Source organism: Paraflavitalea pollutisoli (assembly GCF_029360705.1).
GTDB classification, from domain to species: domain Bacteria; phylum Bacteroidota; class Bacteroidia; order Chitinophagales; family Chitinophagaceae; genus Paraflavitalea; species Paraflavitalea pollutisoli.
In genome coordinates this window covers 164,423-180,712 of the sequence record NZ_JARKMX010000008.1, presented here as the reverse complement: position 1 = coordinate 180,712, position 16,290 = coordinate 164,423, and the positions used below count along the sequence as shown (strand labels likewise).

At 51.1% G+C, this 16,290-nt stretch carries 22 protein-coding genes; 14 read left to right on the top strand and 8 right to left on the bottom strand.

Going from position 1 to position 16,290, the window contains the following annotated elements:
• Positions 1-2 precede the first annotated feature (2 nt).
• Both P2W70_RS14905 and P2W70_RS14900 read left to right on the top strand, forming a co-directional pair.
• Positions 3-1,022 carry an MlaD family protein gene (locus P2W70_RS14905; RefSeq protein WP_276482279.1) on the top strand — a complete coding sequence of 340 codons (1,020 nt, stop codon included), beginning with the start codon at positions 3-5 and terminating at the stop codon, positions 1,020-1,022.
• 166 nt (positions 1,023-1,188) lie between these two features.
• The gene (locus tag P2W70_RS14900) at positions 1,189-1,923 is read left to right on the top strand and encodes a hypothetical protein (RefSeq protein ID WP_276482278.1); all 735 of its coding nucleotides are present in this window, start codon (positions 1,189-1,191) and stop codon (positions 1,921-1,923) included.
• Between the two features lie 253 nt (positions 1,924-2,176).
• On the opposite strand, the gene P2W70_RS14895 is transcribed toward P2W70_RS14900, so the two are convergent.
• A complete protein-coding gene (locus P2W70_RS14895) occupies positions 2,177-2,788 on the bottom strand; it encodes an SDR family oxidoreductase (protein WP_276482277.1) in 612 nt (203 codons plus the stop codon).
• Between the two features lie 197 nt (positions 2,789-2,985).
• On the opposite strand from P2W70_RS14895, the gene P2W70_RS14890 reads away from it, so the two are divergent.
• Together P2W70_RS14890 and P2W70_RS14885 are read left to right on the top strand one after the other, a co-directional pair.
• On the top strand, positions 2,986-4,023 hold the full coding sequence (locus P2W70_RS14890) for a hypothetical protein (RefSeq protein ID WP_276482276.1): 1,038 nt from the start codon (positions 2,986-2,988) through the stop codon (positions 4,021-4,023).
• 17 nt (positions 4,024-4,040) lie between these two features.
• Positions 4,041-4,631 carry a GyrI-like domain-containing protein gene (locus tag P2W70_RS14885; RefSeq protein ID WP_276482275.1) on the top strand — a complete coding sequence of 197 codons (591 nt, stop codon included), beginning with the start codon at positions 4,041-4,043 and terminating at the stop codon, positions 4,629-4,631.
• A gap of 27 nt (positions 4,632-4,658) precedes the next feature.
• On the opposite strand, the gene P2W70_RS14880 is transcribed toward P2W70_RS14885, so the two are convergent.
• The 3 genes from P2W70_RS14880 to P2W70_RS14870 all read right to left on the bottom strand — a co-directional run bounded on the left by P2W70_RS14880 (position 4,659) and on the right by P2W70_RS14870 (position 6,429).
• Positions 4,659-5,132, bottom strand: a complete 474-nt coding sequence (locus P2W70_RS14880; RefSeq protein ID WP_276482274.1) for a pyridoxamine 5'-phosphate oxidase family protein — start codon at positions 5,130-5,132, stop codon at positions 4,659-4,661.
• Positions 5,133-5,182: 50 nt separating this feature from the next.
• Entirely contained in the window at positions 5,183-5,671 is a 489-nt protein-coding gene (locus P2W70_RS14875) for a helix-turn-helix domain-containing protein (protein ID WP_276482273.1), read from the bottom strand.
• A gap of 107 nt (positions 5,672-5,778) precedes the next feature.
• On the bottom strand, positions 5,779-6,429 hold the full coding sequence (locus P2W70_RS14870; protein ID WP_276482272.1) for a hypothetical protein: 651 nt from the start codon (positions 6,427-6,429) through the stop codon (positions 5,779-5,781).
• 213 nt (positions 6,430-6,642) lie between these two features.
• Between P2W70_RS14870 and P2W70_RS14865 the strand changes: the two genes are divergently transcribed.
• Positions 6,643-7,467 (top strand): universal stress protein, encoded by an 825-nt coding sequence (locus P2W70_RS14865; protein WP_276482271.1) that lies wholly within the window; start codon positions 6,643-6,645, stop codon positions 7,465-7,467.
• Between the two features lie 271 nt (positions 7,468-7,738).
• On the opposite strand, the gene P2W70_RS14860 is transcribed toward P2W70_RS14865, so the two are convergent.
• Positions 7,739-8,032 (bottom strand): 2TM domain-containing protein, encoded by a 294-nt coding sequence (locus tag P2W70_RS14860; RefSeq protein ID WP_276482270.1) that lies wholly within the window; start codon positions 8,030-8,032, stop codon positions 7,739-7,741.
• 10 nt (positions 8,033-8,042) lie between these two features.
• Entirely contained in the window at positions 8,043-8,894 is an 852-nt protein-coding gene (locus P2W70_RS14855) for a universal stress protein (RefSeq protein WP_276482269.1), read from the bottom strand.
• Positions 8,895-9,223: 329 nt separating this feature from the next.
• Between P2W70_RS14855 and P2W70_RS14850 the strand changes: the two genes are divergently transcribed.
• From P2W70_RS14850 to P2W70_RS14815, 8 genes are all read left to right on the top strand, one after another.
• Positions 9,224-10,063, top strand: coding sequence for a universal stress protein (locus P2W70_RS14850; RefSeq protein WP_276482268.1), 840 nt, complete (start codon positions 9,224-9,226; stop codon positions 10,061-10,063).
• 130 nt (positions 10,064-10,193) lie between these two features.
• The gene (locus P2W70_RS14845) at positions 10,194-10,424 is read left to right on the top strand and encodes a YtxH domain-containing protein (RefSeq protein ID WP_276482267.1); all 231 of its coding nucleotides are present in this window, start codon (positions 10,194-10,196) and stop codon (positions 10,422-10,424) included.
• Positions 10,425-10,442: 18 nt separating this feature from the next.
• A complete protein-coding gene (locus tag P2W70_RS14840; RefSeq protein WP_276482266.1) occupies positions 10,443-10,808 on the top strand; it encodes a phage holin family protein in 366 nt (121 codons plus the stop codon).
• Positions 10,786-10,998: a hypothetical protein gene (locus tag P2W70_RS14835; RefSeq protein ID WP_276482265.1), complete on the top strand. Its 213-nt coding sequence runs from the start codon at positions 10,786-10,788 to the stop codon at positions 10,996-10,998. The genes P2W70_RS14840 and P2W70_RS14835 overlap by 23 nt, the downstream gene beginning before the upstream one ends.
• 265 nt (positions 10,999-11,263) lie before the next feature.
• The gene (locus P2W70_RS14830; protein ID WP_276482264.1) at positions 11,264-11,707 is read left to right on the top strand and encodes a thioredoxin family protein; all 444 of its coding nucleotides are present in this window, start codon (positions 11,264-11,266) and stop codon (positions 11,705-11,707) included.
• On the top strand, positions 11,691-12,638 hold the full coding sequence (locus tag P2W70_RS14825) for an FAD:protein FMN transferase (protein WP_276482263.1): 948 nt from the start codon (positions 11,691-11,693) through the stop codon (positions 12,636-12,638). Before P2W70_RS14830 ends, P2W70_RS14825 begins: the two co-directional genes overlap by 17 nt.
• Positions 12,635-12,871, top strand: coding sequence for a DUF4266 domain-containing protein (locus P2W70_RS14820; protein ID WP_276482262.1), 237 nt, complete (start codon positions 12,635-12,637; stop codon positions 12,869-12,871). Before P2W70_RS14825 ends, P2W70_RS14820 begins: the two co-directional genes overlap by 4 nt.
• 26 nt (positions 12,872-12,897) lie before the next feature.
• Positions 12,898-14,088 carry a DUF3570 domain-containing protein gene (locus P2W70_RS14815; RefSeq protein WP_276482261.1) on the top strand — a complete coding sequence of 397 codons (1,191 nt, stop codon included), beginning with the start codon at positions 12,898-12,900 and terminating at the stop codon, positions 14,086-14,088.
• 69 nt (positions 14,089-14,157) lie between these two features.
• On the opposite strand, the gene P2W70_RS14810 is transcribed toward P2W70_RS14815, so the two are convergent.
• Positions 14,158-14,889 (bottom strand): phosphoribosyltransferase family protein, encoded by a 732-nt coding sequence (locus P2W70_RS14810; protein WP_276482260.1) that lies wholly within the window; start codon positions 14,887-14,889, stop codon positions 14,158-14,160.
• A gap of 385 nt (positions 14,890-15,274) precedes the next feature.
• On the opposite strand from P2W70_RS14810, the gene P2W70_RS14805 reads away from it, so the two are divergent.
• Positions 15,275-15,544: a zinc ribbon domain-containing protein gene (locus P2W70_RS14805; protein ID WP_276482259.1), complete on the top strand. Its 270-nt coding sequence runs from the start codon at positions 15,275-15,277 to the stop codon at positions 15,542-15,544.
• A 59-nt stretch (positions 15,545-15,603) separates the two neighbouring features.
• Here P2W70_RS14805 and P2W70_RS14800 read toward each other — a convergent pair whose 3' ends face one another.
• Positions 15,604-16,062, bottom strand: coding sequence for a DUF2267 domain-containing protein (locus tag P2W70_RS14800; RefSeq protein ID WP_276482258.1), 459 nt, complete (start codon positions 16,060-16,062; stop codon positions 15,604-15,606).
• Positions 16,063-16,290: the final 228 nt, after the last annotated feature.

Here is a 16,290-nt window from a genome sequence, read left to right as displayed (position 1 = left end):
CGATGGCCGCCAAATCAACCGATCATATCAAACTGGGCCTGTTTGTCATGGCTGGATTGGCATTTCTGATCGTTACGCTTTACCTGATCGGAAAGGATCAGGACCTGTTTGGCAACAACTTTGAACTGCGGACGCGGTATGCCAATGTGCAGGGACTGGTGGTCGGCAACAATGTACGCTACGCCGGGATAGAAGTGGGAACGGTACGGAAGATCGAGATCATCAGCGACCGGGAGATCGAGGTGTGCCTGGTCATCCACAACAAGATGAAACCTTTCATCAAAAAAACGGCTACCACGTCGATCGGATCGGATGGACTGATGGGCAATAAGGTGATCAATATCGAGCCGGGCATTGACGGGCTGGCTGTTGCAGAAAATGATATACTACCCAGTAGGGGTGCTGTGAACACAGATGACATGTTGCGCCTGCTCGATCATACCAACCAGGATATTGCTGCAATCGCCAGTTCCCTGAAATCGACCGTTAGCCGGATCAATAACAGCCAGGGCTTGTGGCGCTTGCTGGAAGATTCAACTATTCCCATGCACATCAGCGGGTCCGCTACTCAATTGCAGCAGGCTATTTTACGGGTGTCTTCCATGGCAGCAGACCTGCAACTGATCGTTGCCGATGTTAAAGCCGGAAAGGGTTCGCTGGGTAAGCTGCTGCGCGATACGGCGATGGCTGGCGCATGGCAACATACGATTGACCAGCTGGAACAGGCAGGTGCCGTGGCCGGACAGCTGGCCGCCCGCCTGGATACTACGGCCCAATCGCTACAGGTGGATATCACCAACGGTAAAGGGCCTGTGCATGTATTGCTGAAAGATTCGCTGACAGCGATACACCTGAGCAACAGCCTGCGCAACATTGATTTAGGCACGGCTGCCTTCCAGCAAAACATGGAAGCACTTAAACATCATTTCCTGTTGCGCGGCTATTTCCGCCGCCAGGAAAGGTTGCAGCAAAAGGCAGCCAAATCTGAGCACGGTGGAGCCGCTATGCGGACCGGGCCATAAACGGCAGCGCAGGATAATGCAGGCTGACACACTAGTTGAAGCAACAGATCGACGGCTAAACGCCAGGGCATCGGCTGATGGCGGTCATTACCGTGTGCTGACCATCATCATTGAAAAGCCCCATGGTCAATAGTAGCTTTGTTTATCGTTACCAAAAAAATAAGCTATGACACACTTTATGCGTAGAGGCAACCTGGTGCTTATCGGATTGTTCTTACTGTTCACTGCGCCCGGCTGCCGGGATAACAAGAAAGCCAGCGAAGGAAAAATGACCGATACCACACATGTTGCTGCCACCCAGCCTGCATCGTCCATTGTTACTACTCCTTACAACATGCTGGTGATGGTTCATAAAACAGGCGGTTATCAAAAATTCAAAGCCGCCTACCTCGCGGGGGATTCTCTACGGTTATCGTATGGATTGCACAACTATATTGTTGGACGTACGCTGGCCGATACGAACGCGGTGGTGGTGGCTATGAAAGCGGAAGATATGGGTAAAGCCAAATCATATACAGGCAGTACCGATCTTAAGAAATATTTGAACGCGGCAGGTGTTATTGGACATCCCGAAGCCTATCCCATATTGGTGGTGTGGCAGGATACAGCGTTGATCGTCCCGATGCCGCGATCGATGACGTTGCTCACGGTGAAAGATTGGGCCACCTGGTGGAAGGTTTTCCAGGAAGGTGAACAGGAAAGAAAGGAGCATGGGGTAGTGGCCCGACTGGTAGGTCACGACCCGGATGACCCTACCAAGGTGAGTGTTGTTACGGCATTGACAGATACGGCCATTGCTTTCGCTTATTTCCGCTCGGACCTTTTAAAAAAGCGCATGGAGGCATCCGGCGTCGTTGGTACTCCACAACGCCGCATATTTGAGATCGTGCAGCGCAATTAAGTTCGACGAAGTTGCTGTCAGGAAAATCAGTACTGGTTGTGCGGATAAAGTATTGGGCCCGGCCGCTATTCCCACAGCGATCCGCGAATATGAAGATCAATTAAAACGTTCAGGTAACGGAGGGAGGTAATGGTGCGACCACAGCCTGATAGATTGTGACCAGTCGCATGATTGGCGGTTGAATTAAATGGGGCAACCATTGACCTGACGGAAATTTTGATCGAGTTATCTACCTGGGCAGATTTTGGGAACGCTAGGCGCTGTACCCGCCATCAATGGGAATGGCTGCTCCGGTGATGAAGGAGGCTGCGTCGGAGCAGAGCCAGATCACTGCTTTCGCCACTTCAACTGGCTGCCCCATGCGGCCCATGGGTTCCATGGCCACAAACTGTTTTTCTACAGCTTTGTCCAGATGGGTTATACGGTCTATCATAGCGGTATGAATAACCCCTGGACACACCGCGTTGATGCGGATGCCCTGATCTGCGTATTCCAAGGCAGCCGACCGTGTGAGCCCAACGATGCCATGTTTAGTGGCGGTATAGGCGGACAGGCCGGCAAAGCCGCTGAGGCCAGCGACGGAGGCACAGTTCACGATCACTCCCTTGTGTTGCCTGATCATCTGGTCTATTTCGAGGCGCATACAGTGCCAAACACCAGTGAGGTTAATGTTAAGGGTCTTATGCCAATTTTCCGGTGTACACTCATGGGTTTTGGCACTGATCCCTTCTATGCCTGCTTCTTCCCGCCAATCGGCAATGACCACTTTGGCTCCTTCTTTGGCGAAGGCGATCGCCGTTGCCTGCCCGATACCATAACTTCCGCCAGTTACCAAAGCCACTTTCCCTTCGAATATTCTTGCCATACTTGATGATTTGTCGTTAAATGTACAGGACATAGAAGGGAGAGACAATGATTGCGGTCAGCAAAAACGCTAATCATCCACCAACGGCTCCTTGTGTATCGATCATGTGTGCGTGCGTAGCCGCATGCAATGGGTATCAGTATGCTTGATGATCCTTGTCATCGATTGCTAGCGATGGAACAACGAGCTTTAGCTATATGATGATAAGTATGGCTTCCTGTCGCAACGCATTTATTTTTCTTCTTCTCTACCTGTCGTGCCATTTTGTTGCTTGCGAAGGTCGCGCCGGCCGGTTAGGCGTGGTATCGCTTGTTTCGCCTGTCGATGCCACAATAGCGATGCCGCAGGCTGCGGTCACCGACAGCCAACTGTACCGGCAGCGCTGGTTACAGTTGGTACATGGCAAGCCATCCTCCCGTTGGCCTGCCGATACCACCTATCCTTTATACGGTGCGGTACTGCCTTATCGCAGAGTCATTGCCTTTTATGGCAATTACTACGCCCCCGCAATGGGTATACTGGGTCAACTGCCCCTGACGGATTTACAGAGAAAAATGAACTCCGTGGTGAAGGACTGGGAACTAGCCGATCCAACGATACCCGTACAACCGGCTTTGCACTACGTCGCAGTGACTGCCCAGCGTACGCCGGGACAGGGCGGCAAATACCGGTTACGCATGCCTGCCAGCCAACTCGATCGCCTGTTGCGCATGGCTGATTCGATGAACGCGCTGGTATATCTGGATGTTCAGGTTGGTCTTAGCACTTACCAGGAAGAGTTGCCTGCACTCGCACCCTATCTTCGCTTGCCGCAGGTACACCTGGGTATCGATCCGGAGTATTCCATGAAAAGTGGCCGTGTGCCCTGCAGCGAAATCGGCGCAGTCGATGCATCGGATATCAATTTCTGTTCGCAATTCCTGGCAGACCTGGTGCGGAAGGAACATTTACCCCCGAAAATGCTGGTAGTACACCGCTTTACGAATGCAATGGTGTCCAATTATAAAAAGATTCGCACCTGCCCCGAAGTACAAATCGTTATGAACATGGATGGGTTTGGATTTCCGCAGAAGAAGATCGATTCTTACACGGATTGGATTGCCGGACAGCCGGTGCAGTTTACAGGATTCAAGTTGTTTTTCAAACAAGACGTAACGCAGCGTTGGCCCTCCATCATGTCGCCGCAACAGGTACTTCAATTGTATCCGCAGCCGATCTATATTCAATATCAATAGCTATAAAAAAATAAACCATGAAGCAAATTGTATGGCGCCTGCTGTTTGTCCCTGCCTTATTGCTGGTGGCTGTGAGCTGTCAGCGTAGTATCCGGGCCGGACTTGGCCTCGATGCGCTTTTCGGCGTTCAAGATACGACGCGTCACCCGTCTGTAAAACTGGACACCCTGGTTGCTGCCCCCTTTAAAGTGTTATCTGTACAATTCGAGGTGTATACTGATCGGGAGATCGGTCAGCGTCTCAATGCGGGTTATGTGCTTCTCTGCAATTACATCAACGACCGTCGCCTGGTTACCAAACGGGTGATGGCATTTTATTATACCTACGATGAGCCGTACCTCGTGGAGGCAGCTATTGAAGTGGATAGCCTACCGGTAGTACTGGATAGCATCATTACTGCCCGTACCATCCGTGGTGGCAAACTTTTAATAGCACACTACAAAGGACCGTATGAACAAATGGTAATGGCGTACCGGGCTATTGACCGATGGCTAGCGGATCATCATAAGGTGGCAAGTGAACTGCCGTTTGAAGTATATCTGAATGATCTGATGACGGTGAAGAGTAGATTTGACCTGTTGACAGATGTGTACCAGTTTTACCAGTAACCAATTTAGCTGAAGATGCTTGCCTGCTTATCCGGCGATAGCGGCGGTGGTACTATTGCTTTCGTAGCGCCCTGTTTTGCTGGTGAGGTGCAACCGGAATACGATGCCTTTGATGTCATTGAGGTTGTCGTTGGGAAAGGGCCATTGTGGATACAGATGCGTCGTCTCGCTGCTATTTAAGGGTAAGATCCTGTTGACCAAAACGGTGAGCGCGGCTTCCCGTTCTGCAGTGTCTGTCAGTTCTTCAAATGTACCCCAGGTAATCACACTGCGCCAGTTGGCCATATCATGCAGGATGTCCACTTCAAAGCATACCCTTGGATTTTTTCGCATCATGCCAACCTTGAGGCCTTCCCTGGTATGGCCATAAATATAGGTACCATCGTAAGCATAGCTGATAGGCACCACCAGGGTGAGGTCATCGGCATGACAGCCGAGATGTCCTACCTGCTGTTCCAGAAGCACCGCTTCAATTTCGTTTCCTGTCAGATTGCCGATCATAGTCAAGAAGCTTTAGATTGTTCTGTATGTTTTTACTAAAGGATCAGGCTTCATACGAAGGCCATCTCTTCCGGTTGTACATGCACCGCTGCAACATTCGTTGCAGCGCCGGCTGAAGTATGCAACTGCCTGATATAATCTGACGGACTGGATCCGGTAAATTTTTGGAATACCGTCGTCAGGGTATTGCGGTTGCCGAAGCCACAAATATTGGCCAGGCCACGCATATTGTAAGGGGTGCCTCCTTCCCGGGCGAGCAGTTGCCGGCAATGGTCGATCCGGCATTTGTTGATAAAATCACCATAGGACATACCATGGATCTTATTGAAATACGCCGATAGCTGGTACGAAGGAATACCTAGCTCGTCAGACAGCCGGCGCAGCGTATAGTGATGCCGGAGGTAGGCTCGTTCCTGTGTCAGCTTTTCCGATAAACGATGTGCGATCAACGCGATGCGTTTGGAGGTTAGGAAGGATGGCCAGGCTGTGCTGTTGGCAAGCGTGGAGGTGATGGCAGGTGCCTGCAGTACTTGTTTCATGGTATTGTCGTTAGCGGTTAGGTAAAATCACTCATAGTCTTGTTTTCAAATGTACCATTGCCCCAACATCAACACAATGACCGCGGTCAGTGGCTAAGGTGACCCAATCACCTCCGCGAGCGGAGATTCCGCTGCCCACAAAGCTGTTCCACAATCTGTTGCGGCAGGTGGTGTGACATATCGAGGGTAAACGGCAAATAATGAGGTCGTGACCGGGATACCGTTACCGGCTCCAGTTGTTCCAGATCAACCAGCATGATTTCCCAATAGGCTGTTCCCGCGTTCTCCCCCGCAGCGCGGAGCAAAGGATAACTAACCATCCTTTGATAGAAATACGATACCGGGTAATTGTTGGTTGCAACTGTGCTACGCAGATCCGCTTTGTATTTGTCGAGACATGTAATAACGATCACTCTGTCAATGCCTTTTGCGCGTAACGACAACAGCGACTGTTCGTTTGGCGACAGGCTAGCTGCCTGTACTCCCCATAGTTCCCAGGCCGTTACCGATGATATGCCCGATGCTGCCAGTTGTTTGACCGTCATCGACTCCACTGACAGGCGGGTAAAGGTATCTGCATCATCCAGTAAACACAATACCAATACGGTTTTGTCTTTGTCGCAAACAGCCGTGGACGAAGATGTGGTCCATATGGTATGCAACCGGTAAGGGCTGCAGTTGGCCAGGGTGACACTGGCGACCCCTATCATCAGTGACTGCCGGAGAAGATGGATAAGCGTGTATGCGGTTGTATGCATGGCAGATAGAAGGGCCCTGAGGGCGTATTTATGTGCAAAGATGGGGCATGCCTGAAAAGCAGGCGCTGCCGGCGGTTAGGTTGTCAAATGTTTGTTGTCAAGAGTGGATCAGTCGTGTTTGCATAATAGGTGATGATCCCCATCAGGCGGCAGGCTGCCGGTAGTCATTGGGTTGGTATTGGCTAGGTGTTAGCTTTATGGTAAAATTGGAATATGAAAACCATCATCGTAGCCACCGATTTTTCGCCTGCTGCTGCCCATGCAGCTTCTTATGCGGCTTCCCTGGCGTTGTCATTACATGGAGAGTTGTATTTGCTGCATGCTTATGAACCGCCGCCGAGTTATGGCGAGATCAACCTGCCCGTGGATCTTGGCCGCTGGCAGGAAGATGCGGAGGTAGCCTTGAAGCAGTTGCAACGGCAACTGGAGGAGGAAACAAGCGGCAAACTGATTATCCGCGGCCAGGTACATATGGGCGGTTATTTCAGTACACTGCAAACCCTGTGTGACGAGCAAAAGCCCTATGCCGTAGTGATCGGCTGTACTGGCAAGACTGCTGCGGAGCGTATCCTGTTTGGCAGCAATGCCGTGTATACACTCAAACACCTGGATTGGCCTGTCATCGCGGTACCGAAAGAAATACGGTTTGGTGGCATACAAAAGATAGGGCTGGCCTGCGACCTGGAACTGGTGACCGAGACGGTTCCTTTTCCGGAAATTGCCGTGTTGTTGAAGGATTTTCAGGCAACCCTTCATATTCTCAATATCGGTAGCAAGACCACCTACGACCCGGATGTAAAAACGGCCGCTCAGATCATGGACGCCAAACTGCAACCTGCCCAGGTGCATTTTCATTTCCTGAGCCATGACGATGTCGATACGGGAATATTGGATTTTTCGGAAAGGCTGCACATTGACCTGCTGATCGTATTGCCCAAGCGGAAAAGTTTTATCAACGCCTTGTTGCATAAAAGCCACACCCGGCAGTTCGTATTGCATAGTCATGTGCCCGTAATGGCTTTGCATGTTCACCACTGAATTACGAGCTGTTTGTTCACACAAACATGATCATCATGACAACGATCAACATCTACCGGGATACCACCATTCGGCATATACAGGCACAACTTGCCAGCCGCTATCCTTACCTGAAGCTGGTATTTTTTTATCCTGGAGAGGAGGGTAGGCCCTGAGTGCTGGTACCTGTTGATATTCCGGCGCTTCCCTCGCCGACCACACCATTCATCCCGATTATGATAGCCATATCGAAAAAAAGGATCTTTAAATACCCGCTGTTCCTGGGTGATGGTTAACTTTCTGCAGAACGTTCGTTTTCTTTCTTCACCTCATTTTCCATCTCTCTTTTCAGCTTGTTGTACTCTTCCACTTCAGACAGCAACCGGGAAGTCCGGTATTCAAAAATGTAATGAAACAGAATACCGATGCCCCATCCCGCCATGGGCCACACGGGCCAGGGGTATCCCTGGCCGGTAAGATACCAGATTAGCCACAGCATGGCATTGACGATGCAATAAGCGATAAGATGCGACCTGAATTCAACCCTTTTGTGAGCGCGTTCGCGCAGTTCCTGATCGGTTTGCATGGTAAATGTTTTAACGATGAATGGTATGTGGTGGATTGTCTGGCGGTAATACCAACAGTGGTACCGTGCTGACTGCAGCCAGTCGTTTGCTCTCGCTGTGTTTGAAAATTTTATACAAAAAATGGTGATGGTGTGGCATAACCGCCAGCAGACTCACCTGGTTGCGCTCGATGTATCGTGAAAGCGCCGCCGCGACGTCTGTACCTGTTATACAGGCATACCTGGGAGATAGCGCCCGCGTATACGACATGAGCTGTTCCGGCAACTCGCTCAGTGAGCTATGCAGGTCCCCACTATCGTCCAATACCCGCACGAGGTCCAATTGTGCATGAAACCGTTCGCCCAGTTCGCGCAATAGCCGGACGGAATCGCCGGCATCGCCATTGGATAGATCCACTTCCGTGGCAAGTGTGATTTTTGTAATGTAGGAAAAAGAACAGTTTTCGGGAACTACGATCATGGGTACCGAAATCTTTCCTATCCAGCTGGTAACGGTACTTCCCCACCAGCGGCGATTGTTGGCGGCGCCTCCATGGATGCCCGCTATCACCATGTCTGCTTGCTGCTCCTGGATGGCTTGTAACAATGCCTGCAAGGACGTTCCTGAATAGCAACAGGTTGAAACGGGTGTTTGATGAATGGCTGTCAGCACCCTGGCATCTTCCTCCAATTGGTCTTGCGTATATTTATTAAGCACTTCAGGCTCTATATCAACCGGAAGTTCAGAAATAGGCATAGGCAGGTGCTCGCAGGCGCTAAATAAAATCACCCTGGCATTCATTGCCCTCGCCAATTGTACGCCGTAGGCGGCTGCATTACTCGCGGTAACCGAAAAGTCTGTTGCAATAAGTAAATTGTTCATAACTGGCAGGTTGCAGTTGACACATAAATGTATTAACCAACCAATACATCAAACAATGATACTCATCAGTGACGACTATGAACGCTGTCAAGCTCTTTACCTGCTAAAGAGAAAAGAACGGTTTGTGTCTGCAAAACGCTTAATGAGCTCATGGTAAAGTTGAGGAGTGAAGCCGGTGTATGGAAAATAAAAGACTGACGACGGTCATTTTTTATGCTATGGTAACAGGCAGGTTGATGGAAATCACCTGTATTGATGAGCGGTATCAGCGAAACCCGCTGGCCGTACCTGTAGATTTGATGACTGTCCAAATGGACGGTAACAGGTGTATGAAAACGATCATTGCAGCCACTGATTTGTCAGCTACTGCCACCAATGCGGCGTTGTACGCAGCCGAGATGGCAGCAGCCATCGATGCGGAGTTATTCCTGCTGCATGTGTACGTGCCGCCGGTTGGTGTAGGTGATATCATAGTGCCACTTGTGTACGACACCTGGCGGAAAGAAGCCGAGATCCAGATGGTAGCCCTTAAACGAAAGATATTACTGCACCTGATACGGCCGCTTCATGTACGCTGGGAAGTACGGGCGGGCATCTATCTAACCGAGCTAAAGGGTGCCTGTGCCCGCCTGGACCCTTACACGGTGGTGATCGGGGCAAACGGGACGAGTACGCTCGACCGGTTACTGTTTGGCAGTCATGCCATAACGACCATGAAGCAATTGCCCTGGCCGGTCATCTGCGTGCCCCCGGACGCCTATTTCAGTGCCATTCATAAGGTGGCCCTTGCCTGTGATTTCGAACATGTACCCGGCATCGTACCATTTCCTGAAATAGTACAGTTGATCAGGGATTTTAAAGCTGAACTTCATGTACTGCATATCGGCCCACGGGCTCCGATCACACCTGTTACCCTGTCTGGCGCCGAATTCCTGATGGATCACCTGGATGTTTGCCATCCGCAGTTTCACTTCCTGCAACAGGAGGATGTGGATGAGGGCATTCTCGACTTTGTGCAATACCACGGTGTGGACCTGCTTATTGTGTTGCCCAGGCGGCACCGTTTCCTGGATGCATTGGTACATCGTAGTCATACGCGATGGTTCGTGTTGCACAACCTGGTGCCGTTGATGTCCTTGCATGGACCTAAAAAACGTGACGGATGGTAGATACCTGCCCAATGACACCGGCACCCATCGACCCTTTGTTCAATGAGCATGATCAGCCGGGCTATTGATGCGTGTCATTGCGATTGGCTGGCAGCCATTGTACTTTAGCGTTCACAAACAATTTCATACCATGAATAAGTTATCCAAGATGTTGCTGGCCTTTGCCGCTGGCGCCGCGGCAGGTGTTGCGGCAGGCATACTGTTCGCGCCGGATAAGGGCAGTGAAACCCGCCGCAAGATGCGGGAAAGTGGTGAAGACCTTGCCAGCGACCTGAAACAACGGTACGAGGCCGCGAAAAAAAGGTTTGAATGTCTTAAAAAGGAAATGGATACCGCCGACGGGCAACAGGCCTCCTCTTAACCAACCGACATGGCAGCTATGGAAACAACTATCCGGGAACTGGTGTCGACAGCCAGGGAATATGTAGAAGTCAGCGTGGAATCAGCTAAACTCACCGCTGCTGAAAAGATCTCCCTGCTGGTGTCGAACCTGGTAGCCGGCGCCCTGGTGGCGCTGGTCTTTTTCTTCTTCCTGCTTTTTGTAAGCGTCGCCGGGGCGCTGGCCATTTCAAACTGGCTGCAATTACCCTGGGCGGGCTGGCTGGCCATGGGCGGGGTGTACCTCCTGGCCGGTATCGTGGTTTGGATGATCAAAGAGCAATGGATTCGGATACCGGTGATGAACAATATTATACAACAACTTTTCAAAAACGACGCAGGCCATGAAACCGATCAGGAACATTGATCAGTTGCGGGCCGAGCAACTGAAGCGTTCGCTGAAGCGCGCACGACTCGGAGCGGACCTGCACCATCAATGGCAGCAGGTACAACACCAGCCACCAAACTTACTAAGCCTGTTGGGCTGGACAATGCACTTGCTTACCCGCTTACTACGCAAGCGGGAGCGTCACTGGACCGACTTCTTTAAATGGTAGTGGATTTGTTACCGGTTTTTGCGCAATGCGGTGCACACAATAGCGTATTCGAGGATCAATTCTAAAGACATTCTGAAGCGAATGTAAACCGGTTGTTAATGGATCCTGTGTATATACCAGCCAGTAGCCCATTTCGTTATTTTTACCAATACCAACCATTGGTTCCTTGCCATAGAACCATAACCCATCCCTGATTTCATTGACAACACCATGCTGTTCAACTGCATCGGCCATGGTTTTTGATTGATCACCAAAAAGACATTGCATGAAGTGGATCTTACTTTTGATGCTGGCCTTGCCAGCCCATTCTTTTATTCAATGGCATACCGACCTCGAAACGGCCAAAAAAGAAGCTATAGCTGGTAACCGGCTCATTCTACTCAATTTTTCAGGCTCCGATTGGTGTGGCCCGTGTATGCGGCTGAAAGAAGAGGTGTTTAACAGTGACTCATTCGGGGCCATTGCCGATAGCAGCCTCGTGTTGTGCAATGCCGATTTCCCGCGCAGCAAAAAGAACCAGCTACCGAAAATGCAGCAGCAACGCAATGAGTCGATGGCCGATGCCTACAATCCACAGGGTAAGTTTCCCTTTACCGTACTGCTGGATACCGCCGGCAAGGTGTTGCGGAGCTGGGATGGTTATCCGCAAGCCAACCGGCAATTGTTTATCGATCAACTCAAAGCTGCCTGCCATGCCTATACTCGTTGAACCCACGGTACAGGAATATAAACAATCGGCCCGGTTGATGGGCAATCATTTCGAGATCACCATTGTAGGGGTGGACGCATCATGGGCTGCCGAAAAGATCACCCTGGCGATTGCAGAGATCCGGCGCATCGAGCTATTGCTGACGACTTTCCGCGACAACAGTGTGACGAACCAAATCAATGCGCAGGCCGGCATCGGGCCGGTGGTCGTTGAGCAGGAAGTGTTTGAGCTGATACATCGGTCGCTGCGCATATCGGCACTCACCGATGGTGCTTTCGATATCACCTATGGCTCTATCGACAAGCGGTTGTGGAATTTCGATCAGCAGTTGACGGCTTTGCCGGATGCGGCTACAGCAAGGAACCTGGTGCGGCTTATCAATTACCGCAACGTATTGCTGGATGAAGAGGCGTCAACGGTTATGCTGCGGGAACGCGGTATGCGTATCGGGTTTGGCGGTATTGGAAAAGGGTATGCCGCCGACCGGGCCAAAGCGGTACTGGTACAGGCGGGTGTAAAAAGCGGCATCGTCAATGCATCGGGCGATCTCATTACCTGGGGATGCCAGGCCGATGGCCGGCCATGGACGATCGGTATTGCGCATCCGGACAACGCCCGGCAATCATTTTCCAGTTTGAACATATCCAATATGGCCATAGCCACTTCTGGCAATTACGAGAAGTATGCGGAGATCGACGGCAAGCGTTATTCACATACCATCAATCCCCGAACCGGCTTACCGGTAACAGGGATTAAAAGTGTGACCATCATCAGTCCTTACGCGGAGATTGCCGATGCGATGGCGACACCGGTGATGGTGATGGGCATCCGGGCCGGCCTTTCATTGATCAACCAGATCGATCACCTGGCCTGTATCCTGGTCGACGACCACAACAAGATCTACACGTCCAACAACATCCGTTTAATATGAGTAGCAATGCAAAAAAATGGGCTGCCAGCTGGCTGGCAGCAGTGATTACGGTTCTGCTGGCCCTGCCGTCATGTACGACGGTCAAGGAGTACCAGAAAGCGAAATTGAACGACAGTGAAATGACGCTGGGCAACCGCAAAACCGAGAAAACAGAACTGAATTTCCAATCGTACCGCGAAGGGGCTTCCGGTGCCAATGCCGGCAAATCGGGCGGCGGTTGTGGCTGTAACTGATCGATCAACGTAAAAAGAACCCACAGATGAAGCAAGTTTTTCTGACGGCACTGGGCCTGTTGGCCCTATTGCGGTCATACAGTCAGCAGACACCGGATACCACGGGGTTCCATACCCGCAAACTAAAGGTGGAAGAAGTGAACCTGGTTTCGAGCTATTATGTGCAGCAAGGCGATCATGCCGCCGTTACCGGCGGCATCGGCGATCAGCACCTCACGGATATCGCCAATGTATTTGATGTGAAGCTGAGTAAATACGATAAACGCTGGCGCAAGCACACGTTCGATTTCGAGTTGGGTATCGACCACTACACTTCCGCCTCTTCCGACAAGATTGACCTCAAAGCCAATTCTTCGGCCTCGCATGCCGATACACGGATCTATCCATCGCTGACATGGACGGTGGAAAACGAAAAGAAGGGTAGGAGTTTTGGCGTTGGTATTTCATCATCCACCGAATTCGATTACCAGTCGTTCGGCGTCAACCTCAGCTTTTCGCAGAAGACACGCGATCGCAGTGGCGAGTTCAGCGCCCGGTTGCAGGGTTATTTCGACCAGGTAAAACTGGTGACACCCGAAGAATTGCGAACGGGTAGTGGACTCGGGGATGATGGTTACGGTACCGACAACCGCACCACGCTGGCTGCTTCCTTATCCTGGACACAGGTGATCAATAAGAATCTGCAGGTAGCGTTACTCGCCGATGTGGTGCAGCAACAGGGCTTCCTGAGCCTGCCTTTTTACCGCGTGTATTTTAAAGATGGCTCTGTACACCAGGAAAAATTACCGGACAGTCGGTTCAAGTTGCCAGTGGGCGTACGCGCCAATTATTTCCTGGGCGACCGTATCATTATCCGTACCTACTACAGGTATTACCAGGACGATTGGGGTATCCGGTCGCATACGGCCAATATTGAAGTACCCGTGAAGATTACGCCCTTCTTTTCGGTGAGTCCGTTCTATCGCTTCTATCACCAGACAGCTGTCAATTATTTTGCGCCGTATCAAACGCATACGGCAGCGGAACAGTTTTATACGAGCAACTATGACCTGTCTGACTTCAACAGCCACTTTCTGGGTGCGGGACTACGGCTGTCGCCTCCCAAACCGATCTTAGGCATCAAACATTTCAATATGCTTGAATTGCGGTACGGACATTACACCAAGAACATTCAAATGAATGCCAACATCGTGTCGCTGAACCTGCGGTTCAAATAGTGGTTATCTGCTGTACACTACGAGGGGGCTTCGCGAGAAGCCCTTTTTTTTATGCAGAGATGATAAATATTATCGCGCCAGTTTGGTTTTGATGCCGGTATTTTGTTTGCTGGTTGATCGTTTGCCAGGCTGCCGCCTTTCCGTAGCACCTACACGGGACCTGGCAGGCGTTGGCGGGGAAGTTTTCGCTGGTTTCAGCAGCGCCAGGGCCTCTTCATCGGTCGTGACCTGGCTGAGGAAAGCGTCTTTTGCGGCGCTTGCAATGGCATCTTGCGGCAGCGTGATGACCACATCTGCCTGCTGTCGCAGCAGGGGGATCTTGCTGCGTGGTGCTGCAGGTATGGCGACGACGATGCGGTAGGCACCCTGGTTGCGGCACATGGTTATTGCTGCCACCATCGAGGCTCCAGTGGTTATATGGTCGTTGGAGAGGATCACCGTGCGACCACCCAGGTTGGGCAACGGATAAAGCCGGCGCCATGTTTTTTTGCGGTAGCCAATGATCCGGACCGCCAGGTCTTCCTGTATATCGATCATTTCCTGCGATATTTTTTGTTCCCCCGTTGGGTGCAGGTATACACTGCCATCTTCTGCCACGGCACCGAAAACGAATTTGCGTCCCAGTGGGTAAATCAATGATTGAACGATCAACGGGGTGAACCCCACTTTTAATTGCCGGGCTATATAAGCCCCCATTTCTACACCACCCGGCAAGATGCCCATCACCAGCGGGTGATCCTGCCTATACATTTTCAACATCGAAGTCAGCTGCCCGGCAGCCTGTGTAAGGTGTGTGTGCATGACCATGTATTTTAGGGTGATGCCATCCGGTCGTCGGTGGCAAAATCTTTACCAGCTCCTGCGTCAAATGTATTATTGTTTGCAGGCCCATCCTATGACGCTCGTCACTGTAAGCTTGTACAACCTGTAAGTACTTTTCCGGCCTCGCCTTTACAGCTTACATGAATATCACCGATCGGACTGACGGTGATCATGGTTTGGAGGGATAAGCCGGTAGTATTTTTGTATCAGTCGGAATACAGGAGTTTCCTGAGGCCGGCGTGATGGCAAGCAGATGATCGGAACTGTAAAAGGAACCGGGAACTGCTGCATCGCAGGACCGGATAAAGTCCGGTCCTTTTTATTGGGGCAAGCGTACACCTACCCAAATTTCAAAAATCAGCATATGGAACCGAAACATTTTTGTCAAAGCTGCAGTATGCCTATCGACGATCTTTCCCTGCGCGGAACGGAATTCGATGGATCACTCAGCCAGGATTACTGCAAGTATTGTTACGCCCATGGCCAGTTTATTCATCCCACGATGACGCTGGAAGAAATGAAGTCACTGGTGATAGAGAAAATGGACGAACAAAAAATTCCGCAAGATATTGTGGAAGCGGCTGTGCAGCGATTACCGGACCTAAAACGGTGGCAGCTGTCCATTACCTCCTGAATTGAAAGCCCTGCCGGATGGTTCCGGCAGGGTTTACTTGCCTGTTCGCGCCACTGTGGTTAGAAAACGATATGGTTTCGTTCCAGCCCGTTTTGAATGAATGTCCGTATTTCGCCCGGAAATGCTGCCAGCATATCGTGTAGCTCCCCCTCCGACAGGTAATAGCTTAAGGCAGAGAAAACTGCTATGACCGTTTGCTCGGTTTTGTCTTCCAGGCCAAAATCACGGGTTGCGGCTACTCCATCGTGCTGGCGCACCTCCTCCATGAACTGATGTACATGGCGAGTGCGCCACACATTGGTGGTCAATTTCCACTGGTCAACATACAGCCCTTTCAGCGCTACCGGTAGTTGCGCGATGATCTGCAAGGATTCTTCCACACTTACATGGGCGCGGATGGTATGCAATACAGCGCGCAAGATCCGAAGCGCTTCTTTGCGTGTCAGGTGCAATTCGTCGGCGAGGAGGTGTAGCACCTCGTTGCCTTTAGCGGCGTATTTGTTGAAATCGGTGTGCATATACTAGATTTTAGCGGTAAGGTAAAGGGTTGCCGGCTGCGTGACAATGATGACGGTCATTGGTTGCCCTGCAAGACGTCATCGGGTCGACCGGCACTGACGATATTCAATGATGATAGTGACCATGATCATTGTGCCGCAGGTGAGTGCCACCCGGCACGGCGGATTGACCCGATGCCTGATAGGTATCATAGCCCCCGCTGATTTTGGTTGGGTAACCAACGATCA